Source organism: Pseudoduganella sp. R-34 (genome assembly GCF_049904655.1).
Taxonomy (GTDB): domain Bacteria; phylum Pseudomonadota; class Gammaproteobacteria; order Burkholderiales; family Burkholderiaceae_D; genus Rugamonas.
On the sequence record NZ_CP184572.1, the window covers coordinates 3635036 to 3655804 of the forward strand.

Annotated in this window: 14 protein-coding genes and 3 riboswitches; of the genes, 5 read left to right on the forward strand and 9 right to left on the reverse strand. The window is 61.5% G+C overall.

Annotation, left to right across the window (positions count from 1 at the left end; all coding sequences use genetic code 11):
• Positions 1–2: 2 nt before the first annotated feature.
• A complete protein-coding gene (locus tag ACN9MW_RS16690; protein WP_426161558.1) occupies positions 3–1466 on the reverse strand; it encodes a protein adenylyltransferase SelO in 1464 nt (487 codons plus the stop codon).
• A gap of 226 nt (positions 1467–1692) precedes the next feature.
• Here ACN9MW_RS16690 and ACN9MW_RS16695 point away from each other — a divergent pair, with 226 nt between their 5' ends.
• Complete coding sequence (locus ACN9MW_RS16695; protein WP_426161559.1) at positions 1693–2445, forward strand: PEP-CTERM sorting domain-containing protein; 753 nt, start codon at positions 1693–1695, stop codon at positions 2443–2445.
• 53 nt (positions 2446–2498) lie between these two features.
• On the opposite strand, the gene ACN9MW_RS16700 is transcribed toward ACN9MW_RS16695, so the two are convergent.
• From ACN9MW_RS16700 to ACN9MW_RS16715, 4 genes are all read right to left on the reverse strand, one after another.
• Positions 2499–4253 carry a S8 family serine peptidase gene (locus tag ACN9MW_RS16700; RefSeq protein ID WP_426161560.1) on the reverse strand — a complete coding sequence of 585 codons (1755 nt, stop codon included), beginning with the start codon at positions 4251–4253 and terminating at the stop codon, positions 2499–2501.
• A 100-nt stretch (positions 4254–4353) separates the two neighbouring features.
• Positions 4354–4442: riboswitch (cyclic di-GMP riboswitch) on the reverse strand.
• A gap of 270 nt (positions 4443–4712) precedes the next feature.
• Positions 4713–6467, reverse strand: a complete 1755-nt coding sequence (locus ACN9MW_RS16705; protein ID WP_426161561.1) for a S8 family serine peptidase — start codon at positions 6465–6467, stop codon at positions 4713–4715.
• A 115-nt stretch (positions 6468–6582) separates the two neighbouring features.
• Positions 6583–6669: riboswitch (cyclic di-GMP riboswitch) on the reverse strand.
• Positions 6670–6887: 218 nt separating this feature from the next.
• Entirely contained in the window at positions 6888–8642 is a 1755-nt protein-coding gene (locus ACN9MW_RS16710; RefSeq protein ID WP_426161562.1) for a S8 family serine peptidase, read from the reverse strand.
• Between the two features lie 115 nt (positions 8643–8757).
• Positions 8758–8844: riboswitch (cyclic di-GMP riboswitch) on the reverse strand.
• 224 nt (positions 8845–9068) lie between these two features.
• Entirely contained in the window at positions 9069–10544 is a 1476-nt protein-coding gene (locus ACN9MW_RS16715) for a S8 family serine peptidase (protein ID WP_426161563.1), read from the reverse strand.
• Between the two features lie 296 nt (positions 10545–10840).
• On the opposite strand from ACN9MW_RS16715, the gene ACN9MW_RS16720 reads away from it, so the two are divergent.
• Positions 10841–12931 carry a 3-hydroxyacyl-CoA dehydrogenase NAD-binding domain-containing protein gene (locus ACN9MW_RS16720; protein ID WP_426161564.1) on the forward strand — a complete coding sequence of 697 codons (2091 nt, stop codon included), beginning with the start codon at positions 10841–10843 and terminating at the stop codon, positions 12929–12931.
• On the opposite strand, the gene ACN9MW_RS16725 is transcribed toward ACN9MW_RS16720, so the two are convergent.
• Positions 12928–13470, reverse strand: coding sequence for a GNAT family N-acetyltransferase (locus tag ACN9MW_RS16725; protein WP_426161565.1), 543 nt, complete (start codon positions 13468–13470; stop codon positions 12928–12930). The two genes, ACN9MW_RS16720 and ACN9MW_RS16725, sit on opposite strands and share 4 nt — an antisense overlap.
• Before the next feature lie 39 nt (positions 13471–13509).
• Between ACN9MW_RS16725 and ACN9MW_RS16730 the strand changes: the two genes are divergently transcribed.
• On the forward strand, positions 13510–14253 hold the full coding sequence (locus ACN9MW_RS16730; protein ID WP_426161566.1) for a substrate-binding periplasmic protein: 744 nt from the start codon (positions 13510–13512) through the stop codon (positions 14251–14253).
• Here the strand turns inward: ACN9MW_RS16730 and nadB are convergent.
• Positions 14250–15857 (reverse strand): L-aspartate oxidase, encoded by a 1608-nt coding sequence (gene nadB / locus ACN9MW_RS16735; protein WP_426161567.1) that lies wholly within the window; start codon positions 15855–15857, stop codon positions 14250–14252. The two genes, ACN9MW_RS16730 and nadB, sit on opposite strands and share 4 nt — an antisense overlap.
• A 101-nt stretch (positions 15858–15958) precedes the next feature.
• Here nadB and prsR point away from each other — a divergent pair, with 101 nt between their 5' ends.
• Positions 15959–17305 carry a PEP-CTERM-box response regulator transcription factor gene (prsR, locus tag ACN9MW_RS16740; RefSeq protein ID WP_426161568.1) on the forward strand — a complete coding sequence of 449 codons (1347 nt, stop codon included), beginning with the start codon at positions 15959–15961 and terminating at the stop codon, positions 17303–17305.
• Here the strand turns inward: prsR and ACN9MW_RS16745 are convergent.
• Both ACN9MW_RS16745 and ACN9MW_RS16750 read right to left on the reverse strand, forming a co-directional pair.
• A complete protein-coding gene (locus ACN9MW_RS16745) occupies positions 17279–17899 on the reverse strand; it encodes an ABC transporter permease (protein WP_426161569.1) in 621 nt (206 codons plus the stop codon). The genes prsR and ACN9MW_RS16745 overlap by 27 nt on opposite strands.
• Positions 17884–18588, reverse strand: a complete 705-nt coding sequence (locus ACN9MW_RS16750) for a hypothetical protein (RefSeq protein WP_426161570.1) — start codon at positions 18586–18588, stop codon at positions 17884–17886. Before ACN9MW_RS16750 ends, ACN9MW_RS16745 begins: the two co-directional genes overlap by 16 nt.
• A gap of 98 nt (positions 18589–18686) precedes the next feature.
• Between ACN9MW_RS16750 and ACN9MW_RS16755 the strand changes: the two genes are divergently transcribed.
• On the forward strand, positions 18687–20768 hold the full coding sequence (locus ACN9MW_RS16755; RefSeq protein WP_426161571.1) for a glycosyltransferase: 2082 nt from the start codon (positions 18687–18689) through the stop codon (positions 20766–20768).
• The last annotated feature ends 1 nt before the right edge of the window (position 20769 follow it).

Here is a 20769-nt window from a genome sequence, read left to right on the forward strand (position 1 = left end):
TCTCACGAAGAGCAGCTTACCGAGAGCTGGCTGGACCAGTCTGGCGGAAAGCCTGCATATTGTTCATTCTCTGCTTGTTCGTCGAAGGGGCGTTCGAGCAGGGTCAAGAGGCGCTCGACTTCGGAAAAGTCCTTATTTTGCGCCTTTTCGATGGCGAGCTGTGCCATATAGTTTCGCAGCACATACTTGGGATTGACCTGATCCATCGCAAGTTTGCGCGCAGCATCGTCGCTGTTTTCGGCGCGCAGGCGCGCACGATAAGCTTCGGCCCATTTATCGAAAGCGGGGCGATCGATGAACAAGTCGCGCAAGGGTTCGTCGCCTTCCGAGCTGCCGGCGCGCAAGGCGCTCAGGCGGCGGAAGAAAATCGTGAAGTCAGTGTGGTTGGCTTGCAGGATGGCAAACAGGCCGTCAAGCAGTTCGCGGTCGCCTTCTTGCGTGGTAGCCAAACCGAGCTTGGCATGCAGCAGCTGATCGATGTGACGCGCGAACTCCGGCTGGTAGACGTCGAGCGCTTCCTGGGTCAGTTCGACTTCGCCAATCAGCGGCAACAAGGCTTGCGCGAGGGCGTAGCAGTTCCAGTGACCGATCTGCGGCTGGTTGGAATACGAGTAACGGCCACGCTCGTCGCTATGGTTGCAGATCTGGTTGGCGTCGAATCCGTCCATGAAACCGAAGGGGCCGTAATCGAGAGTCAGCCCCAGGATCGACATATTGTCGGAATTCATTACACCATGCATGAAGCCTACTGCTTGCCAGTGCGCAATCATGCGCGCGGTGCGGCGGGTCACTTCTTCCAGCAAGGCAGCGTACGGGTTTTCCTCGTCGCGCAGGGAAGGGTAGAAGCGGTCGATGACGTAATCGGCTAATTGCTTGAGTTCATCCGGCTTGCGATTGTAGTACCAGTGTTCAAAAGAACCAAACCGGATGAAGGTTGGGGCCATGCGGACGACGACGGCCGCGGTTTCGATCGATTCGCGCACGATTCCCTGGTCAGAACCGACTACCGACAAGGCGCGGGTGGTCGGGATGCCGAGGCCATGCATCGCTTCCGAGCACAGGAACTCACGGATGGACGAGCGCAGCACGGCGCGTCCATCGCCCATCCTCGAGTATGGCGTCATGCCGGCGCCTTTCAGCTGCAACTCGATCGGGCCCTCGGGAGTGGCTAGATCGCCGAGCAGGATGGCACGCCCGTCGCCGAGCTGGCCGGCCCAGACGCCAAACTGGTGGCCGGAATAGACAGCCGCAAGCGGCTTCGAACGCTCCGCGAGGCGGTTGCCGGTCAGGATATCAACCGCTTCTTGCGTCGCCAGCGTTGCTGGTTCAAGACCAATGAGGCGTGCAGCCGCAGGACTCAGCCCAACAAGGTAAGGCGCCGGCAATGGAGTCGGCATCAGGTGAGTGTAGAACGCTGGCGGCAAACCTGCGAAGGAATTTTCAAACTGGAAGTTAGTAGCGCTCATGTCCAGCGCATTTTAACGCAGGCACCCGAGGCCGTCTTGCGCCCTAAGGGAAACCTAAGTTTCCGTACGAAATCAGGGGTGACTTTCATGTCAATGTCGAGAATTCTTACAATTTTTGGGGTCAAGATTTAACTGCTGAGGTTAACCGATTGATTTCGTTGGTGAGTAACTTTTAGGCACGCTATATGCGTATAGGAGTTCGTACCATAATAAAAGGGGGTGTAACATGAAAAGTATCAAAACTGCGCTGGGTGTCTTGGGAGCAGCACTGCTGATGGGGGTTGCTCCTTTGTCTCATGCGGGCGAATGGACGCTCAATTTTAATAACGCCAACGTCTACACCGGAGACGCGCCACCCCTGCAGTCTGGGGCGACTGCAACCGACTCGTGGGCGCAACTGAAGTTTACCGACTATGGCACGAATTATGTGGACATCAGCCTGAGCGTTGCAACCGGCGTGCTGTTGCCGGGCATCTATGTGAACGACTGGTGGTTCAACGGTGATGCACTGGCCCAGACCGGAACGTTCTCCTTGTTAAGCGGGGTGAACGCCAACACCAGCATCTGCTCGGATTGCCAGAACGGCACCGGGTCCGGCAGCTACGATGGTGTGTTCCATTTTGTGAATGCGAACCCGGGTGAGCTGGCGCAGGGGAACGAATCGGTCTGGCGTCTCTCTGTCGACCTAAGCGAGACGCTAAGCGTCAATGATTTCATGTCCCTGTCGTGCATGCCAGGCCGTACCTGCGGAACGGACGGCTTGTTTGCAGCAGTGCATGTCCAGGGCTATGCATCTTCCGCTAAATCCGGTGCCTGTGTGGACGGAGAAGAAAACTGCAATCCGCCTGAATGCCCTCCAGGCGACACACGTCCGGAATGCGGAGGCGGTGAACAGGAAATTCCAGAGCCTGCTACGTTGGCCATATTCGGTGTCGGCCTGCTGGGTTTGGCGCTCAGCCGCCGGCGCAGTATCCGCTGATCGCGACCTGATGAAAAACGGCAGCCAAGGCTGCCGTTTTTCATTAGAGCCGCTTACTTGCGTACGCTCACGCTGCTGGCGGCAGTGTTACCGGCGCGATCACGGGCGACTGCTTTCAGGGTATGGCTGCCGTTGCTGGGTTTCCAGCTGTAGGCCATGCTCGATCCGCTGCCCGAAGCAACCAGCGCGCCGTCCACGTAAAGCGACATCGAAATCCCAGCCGCGCCGCTATTGTCCGATGCATTCACGGTAACGTTGACGTTGCCGTGAACGGTGCCGCCATTGCTTGGGTTGGTGATAGCCACAACGGGCGCAACCGTGTCGGTCGTCGGAGAAATGGTGGTGGTACTGTTCGAGACGTTCACGCTGACTGGCGTGGAAGAGGTCACATTGCCGGCAGCATCACGCGCGACGGCCGTCAGGGTTGCCATACCGTTGGCAACGCCTTTGGAATCCCACGCAAAGCTAAATGGGCTGCTCGCATCGCTCGCTACCACCGTGCTATTGACTTTCAAGTCCACGCGCGCCACGCCGACGTTATCAGCAGCGTTGACGTTGACCGAGACGATGCCCGACACCGTGCTGCTGCCCAGCGGGGCAGCGATCGAGACCGTTGGCGTAGTGGTGTCGGCCGTGGTTGTGGTACCCGCAGCTTTTGCTACGGCAGCCGAAGCATTCACACGGCCATAGCCGAAGTAGATGTCGCGGCCGGCAGTGCCCAGGTCGACAGCGGTGGTGAACAGGATGCTCTTCACCTGGTCTGCGCTCAGGGAAGGATTGGCCGACATCACCAGGGCTGCCACCGCTGCGGCGACCGGGCTGGCGAAGGAGGTGCCATTGACCGCGCCGTAGCCGCCACCCTGGACGGTGGTGTAGATGCCCGCGCCCGGCGCCGACAGCGCGACAAAGGCGCCGTAGCTGGAGAAGCTGGCACGGTTGTCGGCCGAATCGGTGGCCGAGACCGGGATCATGGTGTCGGTCGGGGTGAAGCCTTCATCGCGGTTGTAGTTGCCGGCCGAGACGAACAGCAGGCCGCCCTTGCCTTTGAGGTAGTTGGCAGCGCTTTGCACGGCCGAGCTGGTTGGCACGTTGGCGTAGCTGATGTTGACCACGCGGGCGCCGTGGTCGGCAGCCCAAGTCACGCCGCTGGCCATGGTCGAGAAGTAAGCGTAGCAGGTGCCGGAATTGTTGTAGGCAATGCGCACTGGCATGATCCTGGCTTGGCCCGCCACGCCGGCGACGCCGATGGCGTTATTGGACGCAGCTGCCGCGGAGCCGGCAGCCTTGGTGCCGTGGCCGCAGACGTCGGCGGTGTTGGTGTTATTGTCGTAGGTGTTATAGCCTGCTACCAGGCGGCCCGAGAAGTCGGGGTGGCTTGCGTCAACGCCCGAATCCAGGATGGCAATGGTGATGTTGCCGCCCTGTGTCTTGTCCCACGCGGCGCTGGCGCCGATCTTTCCGATGTGCCATTCGCTGCCCAGGTAAGGGTCGTTGGTGGTCGCGCTGACTTCCACACGCTGGTCAAGTTCGGCGAACTTGAAATGGGGATTGTGTTTCAGCTTGTTGGCAATCGCCCTCTCGGAGCCATGCGGCACGTCAATAATATGGATATTGCTCTGACCAAGCTTCTGAGCCTTGCCGGCGCCATGGCCTTTCAAGTCTTTGGCGAACTCATCGGCAGTCAAGCCTGCCTGAGGTTCGACCAGGATACGGCCGGGAGCAAAATCAGTATCGTTGCCTGGGGCTGCAAATACGATAGGGGCGGCGCCAGCGAGGATGAGGGTGGCGATGCAGGTGCGGTTCTTCATTAAAGCAGATCCTTTTTCAAGGTTTCAGAAAAAAGGACTGCCGGCCACTCCCAAGGGAGTAGTTGGAGAGCACACCGGGGACATCAGGGTCACCTGTGTATCTGGCAGTCCAGCCGTCATGGACGCTTGCGCGTCGTTAGACCGTTGACTTTGCGTCCCGTGCTTTCGCGCGGTTTGCCTTTGTCAGACTTCAGGTTCGATAGTAATTCACGATTTACCGCGAGGCAAATGAAATTTCCCTCAAATTACATCCTGATACAAATCCGTCTGAGCATTTGTGCAAAGTTGGCTTGCAAGATTGTAGCGATTAATAATATTCAGTCAAATCAAAGAGTTAACTAATGGCGCAAAGAAATGGATATTAACTTCATTTCATTTGATTTGGAGTTAACTGATATTTCCTTCGGCTAATAAAAAAAGCCCGGCCGAAGCCGGGCTGAAACAGGGTATTGATATTAATTAGCGGATTACCTGGACGCTGGTGGTCGAGGTATTGCCGGCAGCGTCCCTGGCCACGGCTTGCACGGTATGGGTGCCGCTGGCGAGCTTGCGGGTGTTCCAGCTGTAGGACAGCGAAGAGCCGGCGCCGGAAGCCTTCAGTTGGCCGTCGATGTACACGCTCATGTTGATGCCGGCGGCGCCGCTGTTGTCCGAAGCGTTGACGGTGACGTTGACGGTACCGGAAACAGCGCCCGAAGTCGGGTTGGTGATGGCGACCACCGGGGCAGTGGTATCGGCTACCACGGCTGGAGCGGCGTTGGAGACGTTGACCGACACGGTGCTGGAGGTGGCGACATTGCCGGCAGCATCGTAAGCGATGGCCACCAGGTTGTTCATGCCGTTGGCTACACCGGCAGAATTCCAGCTGAAAACGTATGGGCCGGCGCTGTCCGAAGCAACCACGGTGCCGTTGACTTTCAGGTCGACGCGGGCCACGCCCACGTTGTCGGCGGCGTTCACGCCGATCGAGACCAGGCCGGAGACGGTGCTGCCGCCTACTGGATTGGCAATGGCCACGGTCGGTGCGGTGGTGTCGGGAGCCGGTGCGGCCTTGGCGGCGGCCACGGCGGCGGCGGCATTGACGCGGCCGTAACCGAAATAGATGTCGCGGCCGGCAGTGCCCAGGTCGACAGCGGTGGTGAACAGGATGCTCTTCACCTGGTCTGCGCTCAGCGATGGATTGGCTGCCATCACCAGGGCCGCCACGCCGGCGGCAACCGGGCTGGCGAAGGAGGTGCCGTTGACCGCGCCGTAGCCGCCACCCTGGACGGTGGTGTAGATGCCCGCGCCCGGCGCCGACAGCGCGACAAAGGCGCCGTAGCTGGAGAAGCTGGCACGGTTGTCGGCCGAATCGGTGGCCGAGACCGGGATCATGGTGTCGGTCGGGGTGAAGCCTTCATCGCGGTTGTAGTTGCCGGCCGAGACGAACAGCAGGCCGCCCTTGCCTTTGAGGTAGTTGGCAGCGCTTTGCACGGCCGAGCTGGTTGGCACGTTGGCGTAGCTGATGTTGACCACGCGGGCGCCGTGGTCGGCAGCCCAAGTCACGCCGCTGGCCATGGTCGAGAAGTAAGCGTAGCAGGTGCCGGAATTGTTGTAGGCAATGCGCACTGGCATGATCCTGGCTTGGCCCGCCACGCCGGCGACGCCGATGGCGTTATTGGACGCAGCTGCCGCGGAGCCGGCAGCCTTGGTGCCGTGGCCGCAGACGTCGGCGGTATTGGTGTTGTTGTCGTAGGCGTTGTAACCGGCGACGGCGTTGCCGGCCAGGTCAGGGTGGGCCGAATCCATGCCCGAGTCCAGGATGGCGATGGTCACGCCGCTGCCTTGGGTGTTGTCCCAGGCGGTGGTGGCGCCGATCTTGTTGATGTGCCATTCGCTGCCCAGGTAAGGATCGTTGGCGGTGGCGGACACTGCCACGCGCTGGTCCAGCTCGGCAAACTTGAAGTGCGGGTTGTTCTTCAGCTTGGCAGCGATGGCTTTTTCCGAACCGTGCGCCACATCGATCACGTGGATATTGCTCTGGCCCAGCTTGCGGGCCTTGCCGGCGCCGCTGGCTTTCAGGATCTTGTCCATTTCCGTCACGGTCAGGCCGGCACGCGGTTCGGCGATGATGCGGCCCTGGGCGTAGTCTTCCGCTTGCGCGGCGAAGGCTGGGGCAGCCAGGGTAGCGATGGCGGTGGCGATGGCTGCGGAGATGGTGGTGATGGTTTTCATGGTGCGAGTCCCTGTTTTCAAAAATAAAAAACGAGGACTGCCCGCCGGTCTTTGCCGGGAGAAGACTGCATCACAAAGCGCACTGGGCTACTACCCGGTGGCAGGGATACTTTTGTCTGGCAGTCCTGCCGTCATGGGGCCGAAGCCCGTTAGACCGATGACTTTGCGTCCCACAGTTTCCCGTGGTTTGCCCTTATCAGATCTTGCTGTACGGAATCTTAGTCAAGCAATTGCCGTGTGGCAAGCGGATTTTAAAAACTTTTTTTGAATGTCGCAATTAAGTCTGGACTATTAGAAACATCTGTTAATTCAAAGACTTGGATTATTTCTTATGGTCACTTTTACTTTCGAAGTCTCAATATTGAAGATTAATAAAAAAAGCCCGGCCGAAGCCGGGCTGAAACAGGGTATTGATATTAATTAGCGGGTTACCTGGACGCTGGTGGTCGAGGTATTGCCGGCAGCATCCCTGGCCACGGCTTGCACGGTATGGGTGCCGCTGGCGAGCTTGCGGGTGTTCCAGCTGTAGGACAGCGAGGAGCCGGCGCCGGAAGCTTTCAGCTGGCCGTCGATGTACAGGCTCATGTTGATGCCGGCGGCGCCGCTGTTGTCCGAAGCGTTGACGGTGACGTTGACGGTACCGGAAACAGCGCCCGAAGTCGGGTTGGTGATGGCGACCACCGGGGCAGTGGTGTCGGCTACCACGGCTGGAGCAGCGTTGGACACGTTGACCGACACGGTGCTGGAGGTGGCGACATTGCCGGCAGCATCGTAAGCGATGGCCACCAGGTTGTTCATGCCGTTGGCTACACCGGCAGAATTCCAGCTGAAAACGTATGGGCCGGCGCTGTCCGAAGCAACCACGGTGCCGTTGACTTTCAGGTCGACGCGGGCCACGCCCACGTTGTCGGCGGCGTTCACGCCGATCGAGACCAGGCCGGAGACGGTGCTGCCGCCTACTGGATTGGCAATGGCCACGGTCGGTGCGGTGGTGTCGGGAGCCGGTGCGGCCTTGGCGGCGGCCACGGCGGCGGCGGCATTGACGCGGCCGTAACCGAAATAGATGTCGCGGCCGGCAGTGCCCAGGTCGACAGCGGTGGTGAACAGGATGCTCTTCACCTGGTCTGCGCTCAGCGATGGATTGGCTGCCATCACCAGGGCCGCCACGCCGGCGGCAACCGGGCTGGCGAAGGAGGTGCCGTTGACCGCGCCGTAGCCGCCACCCTGGACGGTGGTATAGATGCCCGCGCCCGGCGCCGACAGCGCGACAAAGGCGCCGTAGCTGGAGAAGCTGGCACGGTTGTCGGCCGAATCGGTGGCCGAGACCGGGATCATGGTGTCGGTCGGGGTGAAGCCTTCATCGCGGTTGTAGTTGCCGGCCGAGACGAACAGCAGGCCGCCCTTGCCTTTGAGGTAGTTGGCAGCGCTTTGCACGGCCGAGCTGGTTGGCACGTTGGCGTAGCTGATGTTGACCACGCGGGCGCCGTGGTCGGCAGCCCAAGTCACGCCGCTGGCCATGGTCGAGAAGTAAGCGTAGCAGGTGCCGGAATTGTTGTAGGCAATGCGCACTGGCATGATCCTGGCTTGGCCCGCCACGCCGGCGACGCCGATGGCGTTATTGGACGCAGCTGCCGCGGAGCCGGCAGCCTTGGTGCCGTGGCCGCAGACGTCGGCGGTATTGGTGTTGTTGTCGTAGGCGTTGTAACCGGCGACGGCGTTGCCGGCCAGGTCAGGGTGGGCCGAATCCATGCCCGAGTCCAGGATGGCGATGGTCACGCCGCTGCCTTGGGTGTTGTCCCAGGCGGTGGTGGCGCCGATCTTGTTGATGTGCCATTCGCTGCCCAGGTAAGGATCGTTGGCGGTGGCGGACACTGCCACGCGCTGGTCCAGCTCGGCAAACTTGAAGTGCGGGTTGTTCTTCAGCTTGGCAGCGATGGCTTTTTCCGAACCGTGCGCCACATCGATCACGTGGATATTGCTCTGGCCCAGCTTGCGGGCCTTGCCGGCGCCGCTGGACTTGAGGATCTTGTCCATTTCCGTCACGGTCAGGCCGGCACGCGGTTCGGCGATGATGCGGCCCTGGGCGTAGTCTTCCGCTTGCGCGGCGAAGGCTGGGGCAGCCAGGGTAGCGATGGCGGTGGCGATGGCTGCGGAGATGGTGGTGATGGTTTTCATGGTGCGAGTCCCTGTTTTCAAAAATAAAAAACGAGGACTGCCCGCCGGTCTTTGCCGGTAGAAGACTGCATCACAAAGCGCACTGGGCTACTACCCGGTGGCAGGGATACTTTTGTCTGGCAGTCCTGCCGTCATGGGGCCGAAGCCCGTTAGACCGATGACTTTGCGTCCCACAGTTTCCCGTGGTTTGCCCTTATCAGATCTTGCTGTACGGAATCTTAGTCAAGCAATTGCCGTGTGGCAAGCGGATTTTAAAAACTTTTTTTGAATGTCGCAATTAAGTCTGGACTATTAGAAACACCTATTAATTCAAAGACTAGGAATATTTCCCACTGTTACTTCAACTTTCGTAGTTAAAATAATGTTTTTAAATAAAAAGCCCGGCTTTGGCCGGGCGTATTCAGAGGAGAAATGAATGGGAGCGGCTTATCTGGAAGCCGCTCCATTGGCCACATTCACCTGGGAAACGGTGGAAGTGTCGGCATTGCCGGCTGCATCGTAGGCGATCACGGCCAGGCTGTTCATTCCGTTGGCAACGCCATTGGAATTCCAGCTGAAGCCGTACGGGGCGGACGTGTCGGAGGCAACGACGGTACCGTTCACTTTCAGGTCGACACGAACGACACCCTTGTCATCGGATGCGGCCAGGTCAATTGCAACCAGGCCGGAAACAGTGATGCTCCCCTCGGGGCTGAGGATGGACACGGTCGGCGCGACAGTGTCAGGTGCCGGCGCCGCCAGGGCGGCAGCAACGGCGCCCGCTGCATTCACCCGTCCAAAGCCGAAGTAGATGTCACGCCCGGCAGTTCCAAGATCGATCGCAGTATTGAACAGGAGGTTCTGGACCTCGTCGGGCGTCAGTACAGGATTAGCGGACATGACCAGCGCCGCAACAGCAGCGGCAATCGGGCTTGAAAAAGAGGTGCCGTTGACGCCGCCGTAGCCGCCTCCGCTCACCGTCGTGTAAATGCCCAAGCCTGGTGCAGACAACGCGACGAAAGCGCCGTAGCTCGAGAAACTGGCCCGGGCATCGTTGGGATCAGTGGCTGAAACCGGGACCATGGTATTCGTCGGCGTAAAGCCTTCGTTGCGGTTGTAATTGCCGGCTGAAACGAAAAGCAGGCCGCCTTTGCTGCGCAGGTAATTCGCTGCGCTTTGCACTGCCGAGCTGGTCGGAACGCTGGCGTAGCTGATATTGGCCACGCGGGCCCCGTGATCGGCTGCCCAGGTCAGCCCGCTCGCCATGGTCGAGAAATAAGCGTAGCACGAGCCTGCACTGACGAAGGCGATGCGGATCGGCATGATTTTGGCCCGGCCGGCCACGCCGGCGACGCCGAGCGCATTATTGCTTATTGCAGCTGCAGTGCCCGCGACCTTGGTGCCGTGGCCGCAGACGTCGGCGGTATTGGTATTGTCGTCGTAGGCGTTATAGCCAGCAACGAGGTTGCCCGCCAAGTCCGCATGGCCTGAATCGACACCCGAATCCAGGATGGCGATGGTGACGCCCGCTCCCTGGCTCGAATCCCAGGCGGTATTGGCCGCAATCTTGTTGATGTGCCACTCGCTGCCGAGATAGGGGTCGTTGGCTGTTGTGGCGACCGGTACTGCCCGGTCAAGTTCAGCAAATTTGAAGTGTGGATTGTGCTTCAGCTTATTGACCATGGCCCGTTCGGCGCCCACAGGTACCACAAGTACGTGAATATTGCTCTGTCCGAGCTTGTGCGCCCGGTTGCCGCCGTTCTCTTTGAAAATTTGCGACACCACTTCCATTGTCAAGCCTGCGCGCAGCTCAACAAGAACGCGGCCGGAGGCAAAAAATTCAGGCTGCGCGGCACTGGCGGATGTATTAAAGGCGGTGGAAAGCGTTGCGATTGCAAGACAATGGGCAATGATCTGTTTCATGATGCAAGTCCCTGTTTTCAAATGGTTTTAAAAAACGAGAACTGCTGTGCCTGGTGTTTGAACGATATTATGCGGACCATTAATGTTGGGCAAGCGCATTTTAAAAGATGAAGTCACTGGCGGAGAAATCTGATTTATACCTGATTGATATTTATTCGATGAAAGCCTGATTAATTTCAAGGAAGTTTTATATAATTTGCGACAAGCGCCGCCAGCGAAGCGCACGATCGTTCGATTTGTGGGTTATAGTAGCTGCTCGGCATCGGACAACCACACCAACAAAGAAGAGACAATCCATGAGCGCAGATTACGCAGTCCACGGTTCCATCGCTGTCATTTCGCTGAACAATCCCCCGGTCAACGGCCTTGGCCTGGCGACGCGCACTGCGGCAATTGAAGGCATTCGGCGGGCGCAGGAGGACGGCGCGGTCAAAGCTGTCGTGCTGACTGGAGCCGGCAAGGCATTTTCCGGTGGGGCTGATATCAAGGAATTCAATTCACCGAAAGCACTGACCGAGCCGACTTTGCACAGCCTGATCCGTGCGGTGGAAGGCTGCAGCAAGCCAGTGGTGGCAGCAATTCATTCGGTCGCCATGGGCGGCGGCCTGGAACTGGCACTTGGCTGCCATTACCGAGTAGCGCTTCCGGGCGCCCAGATTGCACTGCCGGAAGTGAAACTGGGCTTGCTTCCAGGCGCAGGAGGTACGCAGCGCCTGCCGCGCGTGCTGGGCCTGGAGATGGCGCTGAACATGATTGTGTCCGGCACGCCGGTGTTGTCGGAAAAACTCGCTGGCACGGCACTGTTCGACAAGTTGCTGCCGGCCGGCGCCGACCTGCTGGCCGAAGCCTGTGCCTTCGCAGAAGGCATCGCCGACGTGCGACCCCTGCCGAAAGTACGCGACCGCAAAGTGGACTACCCGAATCATGAAGCCTTCCTGCAATTCAGCCGCAATACGGTGAAGGCGGTCGCCGGACCGTTCCCGGCGCCGCTGGAATGCCTCGAAACCGTGGCTGCGTCGGTCACCATGGACTTCGAAGCCGGCCTGAAATTCGAGCGCGAGCGCTTCCTGCACCTGATGCAGACCACCGAATGCAAATCGTTGCGCCATGCGTTCATTTCGGAGCGGGCCGCGAGCAAGATTCCAGATGTGCCGCCCGATACTCCGGTTCGCGAGATCCGCAAGGCTGCTGTGATTGGCGCCGGCACCATGGGCGGCGGTATCGCAATGAATTTTGCCAACGCCGGCATTCCGGTCGTCCTGCTGGAAACCAGGCAGGAAGCGCTGGAAAAGGGCCTTGCCACCATTCGCAAGAACTATGAGAACACCCTGAAGAAGGGCAAGCTCACCCAGGAAAAATTCGAGCAGCGGGTAGCGCTGATTGGCGGCACTCTTGACTACAGCGCCATTGCCGACGCCGACATGGTTATCGAAGCCGTGTTCGAAGACCTGGGCGTGAAGGAAACCGTATTCCGGAAACTGGACGAGGTGATGAAGCCTGGCGCGATCCTGGCTTCCAACACCTCCACGCTCGACCTGGACAAGATTGCAGCCTTTACCAGCCGTCCGCAAGACGTGATCGGGACGCACTTCTTCAGCCCTGCCAACGTGATGAAGCTGCTGGAAGTCGTGCGTGGCAAGGCAACCGGCAAGGACGTCCTGGCGACCACCATGGCGCTGTCGAAAAAGTTGAAGAAGACCGGCGTGGTGTCCGGTGTGTGCGACGGTTTCATCGGCAATCGCATGATCGAACAATACTTCCGCCAGGCCGGGTTCCTGCTGGAGGAGGGCGCCTTGCCTGAGCAGGTGGACAAGGCTATCGAGAAGTTTGGCTTCCCAATGGGACCGTTCCGCATGAGCGACCTGGCAGGCAACGATATCGGCTGGTACATCCGCAAGCGCCGCTACATCGAAAAACCGGAAGTGGTGTATTCCAGGACAGCCGACCTGCTGTGCGAAATGGGCCGTTTCGGCCAGAAGACCGGCGGCGGCTGGTACGACTACAAGGAAGGCGACCGCAAGGCTTCCCCAAGCGCGCTGGTGAACGAAATTATCATCAAGCATTCGGCGGATATCGGCGTCGAACGACGCCAGGTCGGCGAACAGGAAATCGTCGAGCGCCTGGTCTATGCGCTGGTAAACGAGGGCGCCCTGATCCTGGAAGAAGGCATCGCCTTGCGCGCCTCCGACATCGACATGGTCTACCTGACCGGCTATGGCTTCCCGCTGTATCGCGGCGGCCCGATGTTTTACGCCGATACGGTTGGCCTGGGCAATGTATTGGGCACCATCGAGAAATTCGCCCGCGGCCGCCACGGCGAAGCCTGGAAACCGGCGCCGCTACTGGCCAGGCTGGCTGCGGAAGGCAAGGGCTTCAATAGTCATTAAGCAATGCGCTTGCGCATGCGCGATAACGGTACGGCGACGTCGCCTGGAAGCGCCAGCGCAAAATCTTCCACTGTCTCGAAGCCGCACGCAACGTAGAGCGGCACGCCGGGCATGGTGGCTGCCAGTTCCATGAGCAGGAAGCCCGCGGCAGCCGCCTGGCGCTCGCAATGCTCCATGAGCATGCGGCCCAGGCCTTGGCGTGGAACCGAAGGGTCGACGAAGAAGGCCCGGATGCGTGCCGGCTGGGTGGCTGGGTCCAGCAAGGGATCCGGTCCGGCTTTGTGGCGGTCGCCCCCGAACAGCGTGGCACGCTTGCTCCAGCCGCCGCAGGCCCGCAGTTCGCCGTCGCGCTCGATGACGAAATAGGTGCCGTCTTCCACCAGTTGCGTATCGACGCCGAACACGTGACGCGTTACGGCTGTCGCCTGTTCATCCGTATAAAACCCCTTGCTGAGCTCGATGCCGGAGCGCCGGATCAAGGCTTCCATGGCCGGGATATCAGCCTTTGTAGCGGCGCGCAATGTGACTGGATTTGTCATTCGGAAATGCTATCATAGGGTGGCACCGAGGGAGAAATCATGCGCAAATTCGCTGCTGCTATCTTCGCCTTGCTTTGCTGCCTGCCGGCGGCGGCCCGCGACCTGCTGGTGATCGGTACCCATTTCGAACGCGTCTATGAACGCGGCCAGGAGGGTGAGATTGTTGGCCTGGGCCCCGAAATTGTGCGCCTTATCGCCGAGCGCCTGGGACATCGGGCCATCTTCGAACTCTATCCGTGGGCACGCGCCCAGGCCCTGGTCGCGCAAGGCAAGGCCGATATCCTGGTTGGCCCTTACAAGACTTTCGAGCGCCAACAGCTGATGTCGTTCTCAAAACTGCCGTTCTACCAGGACCAGATGGTGTTCTACGTCCGTAAAGGGGCGCTGCAGGATTGGAGCGGCGACTACGCGTCCCTGTCAGAACAGCGCATCGCCATCGTCAACGGCTGGTCCTATGGGCCTGCCTTCGACAAGGCAAGGCCGCAGCTGCGGCTGGATATTGTGAACAGTGTCGACAGCGGGCTGAAAATGCTGGCGGCGCAGCATGCGCAAATGTTTGCCAGTAACCGCCGCAACACCGAACCGGTGCTGGGCCGGCTGGGGCTGTCAGGCCAGTTGGCCATGCTGCCACGGGTGATCGAGGTGCAGGATGGGTACTTCGCATTTCCCAAGCGCCCCGCAGCCGACGCGCTGCGCAAGGAATTCGATGCCGAATTCCAGCGCCTGGTCGAAAGCGGGGAGTTGAAGCGCCTGGGCTTGCGGCACGAGGTGAACGTGCCTTAGCGGCGCTCCGGCGTGAGCACGGTCGGCAAGGCTTTGGGCAGCGTAGCCGGGTAATCGCGGCTGAAATGCAGGCCGCGGCTCTCGCGCCGCTGCAGCGCACTGTTGACGATCAGCGAGGCAACTTCCACCAGGTTGCGCAGCTCCAGCAGGTCGCTCGTGATGCGGAAATGGCGGTAGTACTCGTCGATTTCTTCCTTCAGCAGGGCGATGCGGTGCTGGGCGCGCTCAAGGCGCTTGGTGGTGCGAACGATGCCCACATAGTTCCACATGAAGCGGCGCAATTCGTCCCAGTTGTGGGCGATGACCACTTCCTCGTCCGCGTCGGTGACGCGGCTTTCATCCCAATCCGGCAGGTAGGGCGTGCTTTCCTTGTCCTGGGCCAGGATGTCCTGGGCGCAGGCGCGCCCGATCACAACGCACTCGAGCAGGGAATTGCTGGCCAGGCGGTTGGCGCCATGCAGGCCGGTGCAGGCGGTTTCGCCCACGGCGTACAGGCCAGGCAAGTCAGTGCGGCCAAACAGGTCGGTCACCACGCCGCCGCAGGTGTAGTGCGCCGCCGGCACGATAGGGATCGGCTCCTTGGTGATGTCGATGCCCAGTTCCAGGCAGCGTGCATGGATGGTCGGGAAGTGCTCGATCAGGAAGTCGGCAGGCTTGTGGCTGATGTCGAGATGGACGTAGTCCAGGCCGCGCTTCTTGATCTCGAAGTCGATCGCCCGCGCAACCACGTCGCGCGGCGCCAGTTCGGCCCGTTCATCGTGCGCCAGCATGAAACGCTGCCCGGCGGCGGCGCCGGCTTCCGGCGGCAGCTTGAGCAGGCCGCCTTCGCCGCGGATCGCTTCCGTGATCAGGAAAGACTTGGCGTAGGGATGGTACAGGCAGGTCGGGTGGAACTGGATGAACTCCATGTTCGACACGCGGCAACCCGCGCGCCAGGCCATGGCAATGCCGTCGCCGCTGGCGGTATCGGGATTGGTGGTGTACAGGTAGACCTTGCCTGCGCCGCCGGTCGCCATCACCGTGTGTTCGGCCGTGACGGTGTGCACCTGGCCGGTTGTCACATCCTGGACATACAGGCCGTGGCAGCGGGGCTGCGAATTGGCGGGGCGCGGGCCCAGCTTGTCCGTGGTGATCAGGTCGATCGCGCAGTGCTGCTCGAACAGGCTGATGTTCGGATGCGCCCGGACTTTCTCTTCCAGCGTCACCTGCACCGCGTGGCCGGTTGCGTCGGCCGCATGGATGATGCGGCGCTGGCTATGGCCGCCTTCGCGGGTCAGGTGGAAGCCCAGTTCCGCGCTTTCGTCGCGAGTGAACGGAACGCCGAGGTCAATCAGCCACTCGATGGCTTCGCGTCCGTGTTCAACGATGAAACGGGTGGCCCCTTCGTCACATAAGCCGCCGCCGGCAACCAGGGTATCGGCAATATGCTGCTCGTGGCTGTCGCCGGAATCGAGCACCGCGGCGATACCGCCCTGGGCCCAGTTGCTTGCGCCGTCGAGCAAGGCGCGTTTGGAGATGATGGCTACTTTGCGGCTTTCCGCCAGGTGGAGTGCAACAGAGAGGCCGGCCAGGCCGCTGCCGACGATCACGACATCGAATTTCATGGTGTTTCGGGCTGTTTTTTCGCGTAATAAGCAACAATATAAACTATTTGCCGTTGCGCTGCCTCAAAAGCCCCACCGCCGGCATGCTGCATCATGGGCTCATGACCAAGAAAAAGCTGCTCGTGGTGGAGGATGACCTGGGCCTGCAAAAGCAGTTGCGCTGGGCCCTGGACGCGTACGAGGTGGTGTTTGCGGGGAACCGCGACGCCGCCCTTGGCCAGTTGCGCCGGCACCAGCCGGCGGTGGTGACCATGGACCTCGGCCTGCCGCCGGAACCCGATTGCGCAAGCGAAGGCTTGCTCTTGCTGCAACAGATGCTGGCAATTGCTGGCGATACCAAGGTGATTGTCCTGTCCGGCAACCAGGACCGCGAAAACGTGCTGAAAGCGATGGCGCTTGGCGCCTACGATTTCCACCAGAAGCCACTGGATGGCGAGATGCTGCGCCTGATGGCGGAACGCGCCTTCTTCCTGCACACCGTGCAGCAGGAGAACCGGCGCATGCTGCAGACCGAGGCTGATTCGCCGCTGGCTGGCCTGGTTACCCGCGACCCCGGCATGTTGCGCGTATGCCGGAGCATAGAAAAAGTCGCGCCAAGCTCCGCCACCGTGATGCTGATGGGGGCGTCTGGCTGCGGCAAGGAAGTGCTGGCCCGCGGCCTGCACCAGCTGAGCGCGCGGCACGACCGGCGCATGGTGGCAATCAATTGCGCGGCAATTCCGGAGCATCTGCTGGAGAGCGAATTGTTTGGCTATGAGAAGGGTGCCTTCACCGGTGCCGAGCGGCAGACGCTAGGCAAGATCGAACTGGCCGCCGGCGGCACCTTCTTCCTCGACGAAATTGGCGACATGGCGTTGCCGCTGCAGGCGAAGATGCTGCGCTTCCTGCAGGAGCGCGTGATCGAACGCCTGGGCGGCCGCAGCGAGATCGCGGTCGACGTGCGCATCGTCTGTGCCACGCATCGCAACCTGAAGGCGATGGTGGATGAGGGACGTTTCAGGGAAGACTTGTTCTACCGGCTGAGTGAAATCGTGCTGGTGGTGCCGCCGCTGCGCGAACGGATTGGCGATGCAGTCCTGCTGGCGCAACACTTCCGGCATCGTTTCCTGCAGGCTGAAGGACGCCCGCCGCTGCCATTCCATCCGGATGCGCTGGCCGCGATTGAAGCCTATGGCTGGCCGGGCAACGTGCGCGAGATGGAGAACTGCATCAAGCGTGCCGCCATCATGAGCGAAGGCCCGCATATCACGCTGGAAGACCTGGGCCTGCCGCCCGGCGCCCCGCAGGCCGAGAACATCGACCTGCGCGATGCGCGCGATGCTGCGGAATACCGGGTGATGGTCAAGGCCCTGGCCAGGACCGGCGGCAATATTGCGCGCGCCTCCGAACTGCTGGGCGTGAGCCGGCCCACGCTGTACGACTTAATGAGCCACCACGGGATCAAGTGAATCAGCTTCGCGCCATTCGCGCGCAGCCTTCAATTGCTGCCGCAGGCCGGGGAGCGGGAATCCAAGGCCATATGCCTTGTGTGCCGCATCCAGTGCCGCCGGCCAGTCTTTCTGCCTTACCCGGGCCAGGCCCAGGTTGTACCAGGCGGCGGCATTGCCTGGCTGTGCCTGCAGCGCCGCCTGCAAATGCTCTATCGCATCGGCATCGCGCCGCAAGGACAGCAGATAGGCGCCGAACAGGGCGCGTGTTGCGCCATCTTTGGGCGCGAACGCGATGGCGCGCTGGAAGTAGCACTCCACTGTGTGGTGTGCCCCCGGCGCTTGCGCCTGCTTTGTGCGCAATGCAAGGCGCGCCATTGCCGACAGGGCGCGGGGATGGTTGGGAAAGTGTTCCAGCGTGTAGCCGATATCGCCGCCCAAGGTGCCGGACATCCCGCGCTGCAGCGCTTCCACCTGCGGGCCGAAATGGAAGGTCTCGACCACGGCCAGGCCTTTGGCATCCTCGGCGTCGTAGTAATCGCCGCCGGTTGCGCCCTTGCTGTAGGGCGGGCAGTCGGCCGTGAGGGCGGCGAGCAGGATCAGGTAGGCTGGCATTGCGATTCTCCGTGTTCGAGCGAGCGCGTGTCGAAGACGAGTTGCGGCCGCGACCTGGGGCTGGCGGACAAGTGAACGTAAGGAGGGCGGTTGGCGAACATCAGTTGCCAGCGCCCCAGCGCAATGAACGTCGCGCTGCCAAGGTGGACCGCGCCGATGCGATGATGGGCTCGCAGCGACCCCGGATTGAAAGCCGAAATCCGGCTGCATGTCCACTGGATCCCGCGTGCATGCATGCAGCGGTGTGCCTCATCCCAGATCCGGCAGAATGCCGTACCAAGGCGCATATGCGGCTGCACGAACACATCATAGTCCCAGCAAGAATGCGGCGATGGCAGGCAGTAGCGGGCGCGGACTTCGTCTTCTTCGTAAGCGCCGAACTGGTACCACAGGATTGCGGCGAGCTCGCATCCTTTCCAGGCCGCGATGCTGCAGCCGCCCTGGCGGAATCGCGCCGCCACGACTTCACGCGGCCTGGGATACTCCGCCGGCAAGTCGGCCAGGCTGGCGATGGGAGACATCAGCAGCCTGCCGGGGGCACTGCGCATGGCGCTCGATGGCACGCGCTGCGCGACAAAATGGTAGCGCCACATATGCAGGCCGAACAATTGCAAGGCCCGCGCGGCGGCATACCAGGCCGCATTGCCGGCGCCGAGTTCCGAAACAGTGTGCAGGAAGCGCGTGAACATAAAGTCATTACAGCAAAGCTTCGCGCGGGCTCTTTGAGCTAGCGCAAGCAGCTGCGCCGGCGCCTTGCATAGACTGGGACCTCCAGGGAGGAATCATCATGCTTACTGTGCTGATGGCTACGTTCAACGGCGTGCGCACCTTGCCGCAGGTGCTCGACGCCTACACGCAGTTGCATAGCCCTGAGGAAGGGTGGCGGCTGCTGGTGGTGGACAACGGCAGCGACGACGGCACGCGCGAGCTGTTGATGTCCTACACCAGCCGGCTGCCGCTGCACTATGCCTACGAACCGCGGCGCGGCAAGAACGCTGCCCTGAACCACGGCCTGGCTTTGGCGATGAAGGGGCCAGAGACACGGTTGTTCGTTTTCACCGACGACGACGCCACTCCCGACCGAGACTGGCTTGTACGCTACGCCGACGCGGCAACGGAGCGCCAGGGCTTCGCCATCTTCGGCGGCAGCATCGTTCCCGACTGGAGCGTGGCGCCGCCGGAATGGCTGCTGCGGCTGGTCCCTTGCGGCCTGACGTACGGCCTGACGGACCCGATGCTGCCGGAGGGACCTGTCTACCCCGGACTGGTCTGGGGCGCCAACATGGCGGTGCGCGGCGAAGTATTCCGCCACGGCTATCGCTTTGACGAATCGATCGGGCCGGCCGCGGGCGAGTACGCGATGGGCGGCGAAGTCAGTTTCACCCGGCTGCTGGAAGGCGCCGGCTTCCAGTCCTGGTTCTGTCCGGCGGCCCGCGTTGCCCACCACATACGCCCGGTGCAGCTGACACCGGACTGGGTGATGGCGCGCGCCCGCCGTTATGGCCGCGGCGCTTGCCGTTTGACCCGGCCCGGCCAGTTCCCGGAACTGTTCGGCGCACCGCGCTGGATGCTGCGCAAATATGTGGAAGAACTGTGCGGGCTCGGTGCAGCCATGGTGTTGCGCCAGCCGGAGCGCATATTCCAGCGGCGCTGGGAACTGGCCTACCTTGGCGGCTATATCGCCGAAGCGGCGGCTGCCACCAGGCGTCCGGCCAGCCGGCGCATAGTGCTCACCAGCTTTTCCGGCGAACTGGGCGGCATGGAGCTGCGCATGCTCGACGAGGCCCGCTTCCTGAAAGGCGTTGGCTACGACTGCGTATTGGCGCCACCGCGCTTTGCCGGCGATGAGCGCTGGCGCCAGTCTGCGCAGGATGAATGCGTCGAAATCGCCGACTTGAACGTGCCGCCCATGCTGGAGGAGTGGTCGTGGCGGCGCCTGAACCGCTTGCGGGCCATGGCTTTCAGCGCGCCGGCATTGCGCAAGCTGCGTCCCGACCTGGTGCACGTGGCGTTCTGCTGGACGACATACGGGGCCAGCGCCTTGTGGCTGGCACAGCATTGCGGGGTGCCGGCCGTGATCAGCGTGCACAATGCGTTTCCTCACACCGAATTCAATGGGTGGCAGCGCAGCCTGCTGCAGCGGGCAATGGCAGGCGTGAAGGGTGTGTACGCAGTTTCAGGCTCCGCGATGAAACACTTCCTGTCCCTGTACCGGGAATGGTTGCCTGCCGACGTGCGGCTGGCCGTCATTCCGAACTGCGTGGACCTGCGCCGCTTCCAGGCTTCGCCCCGGCGGCGGTCTGCTGCGCGTCGCCAATGGGGAATCGCTGACAATGACGAAGTGATAGGCAGCGTAGGCCGCCTGTCGGCGCAAAAGCGCCCGGAGGAGTTGCTTGCGATCTTCGCTCATTTGGCCAGGGTGCGGCCCCGTCTGAAACTCCTCTTGGTGGGGACCGGCCCGCTGGAATCGTCATTGCGGGACATGGTGCGCCGCCAGCGCCTGACGCGGCGCGTCATCTTCACCGGCTTCCAGGCCCAGGTCGAGTCGATCATTCCAGCCATGGACCTGCACCTGCTGGTCAGCCGGCGAGAAGGTTTCGGCATTGCGACGATCGAGGCGATGGCATGCGGGGTGCCAGCGCTGGCCACGCGGGTCCCCGGCAGCGAAGATATCCTCGAAGGCAGCGCAGGCGGGCTGCTGCTTACTCCGGGCGATATTGACAATGCGGTCGCGACGATCGGCGCCCTGCTCGACGACCCCGTGCGCCGCACCGAGATGGGCCGCCAGGGCAGGGTCGAGGTGGAAGCGCGCTATGCAGTGCCGGTGATCAGCGCACAGGTGGAGGCTTTCTACGACGGGCTGGCGTGAG